This is a genomic window from uncultured Aquincola sp., assembly GCF_964001545.1.
In the GTDB taxonomy this organism is placed as follows: Bacteria; Pseudomonadota; Gammaproteobacteria; order Burkholderiales; family Burkholderiaceae_C; genus Aquincola.
Genome location: NZ_CAXFDV010000751.1, coordinates 1 through 4,588, shown reverse-complemented (window position 1 = coordinate 4,588; position 4,588 = coordinate 1). Strand labels below are relative to the sequence as shown.

Below are 4,588 nucleotides of genomic sequence, written 5' to 3'. Positions count from 1 at the left end.
GGAACTGGCCTTCCTGCCAGTCCATCTCGGTGGGTACATGCACGCAGCGGTTGACGTAGCCCACGACGCGGCCGTCGAAACGCAGCGCAAAGCCGCGCGTCGGCGCGCCGTACAGCAGCAGGTCGAACACCCGCGCCTGACCGCGCTCTGCCAGGTCGGCCGAAGCGCAGAGGTGCTGCGCCGGCAGTTCGGCGGCCGCGGGCGGCAGGGCGGCCTCAGGCATGCTGCAGCAGCCAGTCGTGCAGTTCGCGGGTGGAATGCGCGACGAACAGCGGCTCGAAGGCGTGGAACGCCTCGGGCTCATGCGCGCCGTAGCTCACGGCCACGCTGGGCACGCCGGCATTGGCGGCCATCTGCAGGTCGTGGGTGGTGTCGCCGATCATCAGCGTGCGCTCGGGGTCGGCACCGAACTCGCGCATCAGCTCATGCAGCATCAGCGGGTCGGGCTTGGAGGCGGTGCGGTCGGCGGTGCGCGTGCCGTCGAACATCTCCACCAGGCCCGAATGCGCCAGCGCTTCGTCCAACCCGCGCTTGCCCTTGCCGGTGGCCACGGTCAGCCAGTGGTGGCGGGCCTTGAGGTCGTTGAGCATCTCCAGCGTGCCGGGGAAGAGCAGCACCTCGTGCTGGCGCGCGAACCAGTGGTGGCGGTAACGCGCGCCCAGCTCGGGGTAACGCTCGGCCGGCAGACCGGGCACGCAGTGCTGCAGCGCGTCGTGCAGGCCCAGGCCGATGACGTAGGCGGCGTCGGCATCGCTGGGCACCGCCACGCCGATGTCGCGCGCCGCGCCCTGGATGCACTGCACGATCAGCGCGGTGGAATCGAACAGCGTGCCGTCCCAGTCGAAGGCGATGAGGTCGAAACGGCGGGGTCGAAGGGCATTGGCAGTCATAGGCTCGCCAGCAACTGCTGGCACTCGGTGGGCAGGTCGGCAGCCAGCTCGATGCGCTGGCCGGTGGCAGGATGGTCGAAGGCCAAGCGCCGGGCATGCAGGAACATGCGCGCAAATCGCAGCGGGCCGCGGGCCACTTCGCGGTTGAGCTCGAAGTCGCCGTACTTGGGATCGCCGACGATGGGGTGGCCCTCATGCTGCAGGTGCACCCGGATCTGGTGCGTGCGGCCGGTCTTGATGGTCACGTCCAGCAGCGTGAACTGCGCATAGGTGGCCGCCACCTTCACCAGCGTGATGGAGCGCTTGCCTTCGTCTTCGCCCACCGCGGTGCGCACCCGGCGCTCGCCGGCGGCGTCCAAAAACTTGTGCAGCGGCACGTCGATGACCTTGCGGCTGGCCGGCCAGGCGCCGATCACCAGCGCCGCGTAGGTCTTGCCGGTGTCGCGGGCGCGGAACTGGTCTTGCAGCGCGGTGAGCGCGCTGCGCTTTTTGGCCAGCAGCAGGATGCCGGAGGTTTCCTTGTCCAGCCGGTGCACCAGCTCCAGAAATTTTGCCTGCGGCCGCGCGCGGCGCAGTTGCTCGATGACGCCGAAGCTCACGCCGCTGCCGCCGTGCACCGCCACGCCGGCCGGCTTGTCGATGGCCAGCAGGTGGTCGTCTTCATACAGCAGCGGAAATTCGCGCGGCGGCGCGGCCGGCGCGTCCTGCCGGTCGGGCAGGCGCACCGGGGGCACGCGCACCTCGTCGCCCATCTCCAACCGGGTGTCGGCGCCGGCGCGGCCCTTGTTGACGCGCACCTCGCCCGAGCGGATGACGCGGTAGACGTGCGTCTTCGGCACGCCCTTGAGCACCCGCAGCAAAAAATTGTCCAGCCGCTGCCCGGCCGAGTTTTCGTCGATGACCAGCCGTTGCACGGCAGGCGCGTCGGCTTTTGTTTCTATAATCCGCGCGACCACGTTGGTGCTGCTAGTGCTTGAGTCGTAAAAGTTTACCCGGGCGCCCCACCACCAACGCGGCCAGTGGGCGAAAGCCCGAAAACCAGGTGATGCAACGTAGTGCGCCCGCGGCGGGCCCGGTCCCCAAGTGACCCGGCAGCCCCGGGGGTTCCGCGGAAGAGACACCGTCGAAGAACCCACCCGAGCGCGGCCGAAGTAGGTCGTCGCAACGGCAAGAACAAGGTTTCCTGGTGCCTGGCCTTCAACGGCCAGGCCCACGCGTCCAGTGACCCAGCGCATGCTGTCGCCGTCATTCCCCTCCAGCCGCCGCCTGCGGTCCCGCGCCTATCCGGCCGGGGCCCCTGCCATGCTGCCGCCGTGCGCCGCACGGCGCGCCCGGGAAGTCACGCCGCCAGCACCTTCGCCGGAGCCTGCGACGCACGCGCCAACGCTGCATAGCTGATCGCATCGCGATCACCACCGCAGTCCAGGGCGATTCCTTCCGGTTCCAAACGAGTGCTCGTGCATCGGTGAGTCGCCTTCCTCGCGGAAGGGGACGTGTCACGTTTGGAGTGCACATGAAGCGCATGCTGATCAACGCCACGCAGCCGGAAGAGCGGCGTCTGGCGATCGTCGACGGGCAGAAACTGCTCGACTTCGAAACCGAGCTTGAAGGGCGCGAACAGCGCAAGGGCAATATCTACAAGGCCGTCGTCACCCGCGTCGAGCCTTCGCTGGAAGCCTGTTTCGTCGATTACGGCGAAGATCGCCACGGTTTTCTGCCGTTCAAGGAAATCTCCCGCTCGTATTTCAAGGAAGGCGCGGACGTCAAGAACGCCCGCATCAACGAGGTCATCAAGGAAGGCCAGGAACTGCTGGTCCAGGTGGAAAAGGAAGAGCGCGGCAACAAGGGCGCCGCACTCACCACCTTCGTCTCGCTGGCCGGCCGCTACCTGGTGCTGATGCCCAACAACCCGCGCGGCGGTGGCGTCAGCCGCCGCATCGAGGGTGAAGACCGCGAAGAGCTGAAGGAGAACCTCGAGCAGCTGGAATACCCCAAGGGCATGAGCCTGATCGCCCGCACCGCGGGCATCGGCCGCTCGGCCGCCGAGCTGCAGTGGGACCTGAACTACATGCTCAAGCTGTGGACCGCCATCGACGGCGCTTCGCAGGCGGGCAAGGGTGCGTTCCTGATCTACCAGGAGTCGTCGCTGGTGATCCGCGCGATCCGCGACTACTTCACCGCCGACATCGGCGAGATCCTGATCGACACCGACGACATCTACGATCAGGCGCAGCAGTTCATGAACCACGTGATGCCGGAGACGGCAAATCGCGTGAAGCGCTACCGTGACGACGCGCCGCTGTTCAGCCGCTTCCAGATCGAGCACCAGATCGAGACGGCCTTCAGCCGCACGGTGAACCTGCCTTCGGGCGGCGCCATCGTGATCGACCACACCGAAGCGCTGGTGTCGATCGACGTCAACTCGGCCCGCGCCACCCGCGGCAGCGACATCGAAGAAACCGCCACCCGCACCAACCTGGAAGCGGCCGACGAAATCGCCCGCCAGATGCGGCTGCGCGACCTGGGCGGCCTGATCGTGGTCGACTTCATCGACATGGAGGAGAGCAAGAACCGCCGCGAGGTGGAGACGCGCCTGCGGGACGCGCTGCGCTTCGACCGCGCCCGGGTGCAGCTCAGCGCCATCAGCAAGTTCGGCCTGCTGGAACTCAGCCGCCAGCGCCTGCGCCCCGCGCTGAGCGAAGGCAGCCACATCACCTGCCCGCGCTGCAACGGCACCGGCCACATCCGCGACACCGAAAGCTCGGCGCTGCAGATCCTGCGCATGGTGCAGGAAGAGTCGATGAAGGAAAACACCGCCGCCGTGCATGTGCAGGTGCCGGTGGAAGTGACCAGCTTCCTGCTCAACGAGAAGCGCACCGAGATCACCAAGATCGAGCTGAAGCAGCGCATCACCGTGCTGCTGGTGCCCAACAAGCACCTGGAGACGCCCAACTACCGGCTGGAGCGCCTGCGCCACGACGACCCGCGCCTGGAAGGCCTGCAGGCCAGCTACACCATGGTCGAGGAGCCGGAGGACGAAGTCGGCATCACCCGCCGCCGCGACGCCAACGAGAAGAAGGCCAAGCAGGAGCCGGTGATCAAGGGCATCCTGCCCGAGACCCCCGCGCCCATCTCGCCGCCCAAGCCGGCCCCCGCGCCCGCCCCGGTGGCGGCGGCGCCCGTGCCCGCCCCGGCCCCGGTGCCTGCCCCGGCGCCGGCCCCCGCCAGCGGTGGTTTCATGGGCTTCCTGAAGAAGCTGTTCGGCATTCCTGAAGCGGCGCCCGCACCGGCGCCGGTGGCGGCACCCGTGGCCGCCCCGGTGGCCCCTGCCCCGGCCGGCGACAAGCGCGAAGGCCGTGACGGCCGCCGCGGTGGCCGTGGCGAACGCGGCGAGCGCGGTGGCAACCGCGGCGAGCGTGGCGAGCGCCGCGACGGCAAGCCGGCCGAAGGCCGCGGCGCCGACGCCGGCAACGCCCGTGGTGGCCGCGGTGAAGACCGCGCCGAGCGCAACGCCGAAGGCCGTGGCGACAACCGTGAAGGCCGTGAAAGCCGTGAAAGCCGCAACGGCGACCGCCGTGAAGGCCGCCGCGACAACCGCCGCGAGCGCGCCGAAGGCGACGCAGCGCGCAGCACCGAGACCGTGCAGGCCTTTGCCGCCGGTGAAGCCGCCGAAGGCGCCGTGCGCCCGCCGCGGGCCG

3 protein-coding genes and 1 pseudogene are annotated in these 4,588 nt (G+C 68.9%); 1 reads left to right on the top strand and 3 read right to left on the bottom strand.

Features of this window, described 5'->3' with window-relative positions; all coding sequences use genetic code 11:
* The 3 genes and pseudogenes from ABNT58_RS26345 to ABNT58_RS26335 all read right to left on the bottom strand — a co-directional run.
* Positions 1 to 223, bottom strand: a pseudogene (locus tag ABNT58_RS26345) (Rieske (2Fe-2S) protein); the annotation flags it as partial.
* On the bottom strand, positions 216 to 890 hold the full coding sequence (locus ABNT58_RS26340; protein WP_348756340.1) for an HAD-IA family hydrolase: 675 nt from the start codon (positions 888 to 890) through the stop codon (positions 216 to 218). The pseudogene ABNT58_RS26345 and the gene ABNT58_RS26340, both read right to left, overlap by 8 nt.
* Positions 887 to 1,804 (bottom strand): RluA family pseudouridine synthase, encoded by a 918-nt coding sequence (locus ABNT58_RS26335; protein ID WP_348756339.1) that lies wholly within the window; start codon positions 1,802 to 1,804, stop codon positions 887 to 889. The genes ABNT58_RS26340 and ABNT58_RS26335 overlap by 4 nt, the downstream gene beginning before the upstream one ends.
* A gap of 599 nt (positions 1,805 to 2,403) precedes the next feature.
* On the opposite strand from ABNT58_RS26335, the gene ABNT58_RS26330 reads away from it, so the two are divergent.
* Positions 2,404 to 4,588: Rne/Rng family ribonuclease (locus ABNT58_RS26330; RefSeq protein ID WP_348756338.1), on the top strand; the 2,185-nt coding region annotated here is incomplete at its 3' end.

What these genes read in the sequence shown, in the direction of transcription:
- ABNT58_RS26340 (WP_348756340.1), bottom strand. Translation starts at nt 890, where the DNA reads ATGACTGCCAATGCCCTTCGACCCCGCCGTTTCGACCTCATCGCCTTC.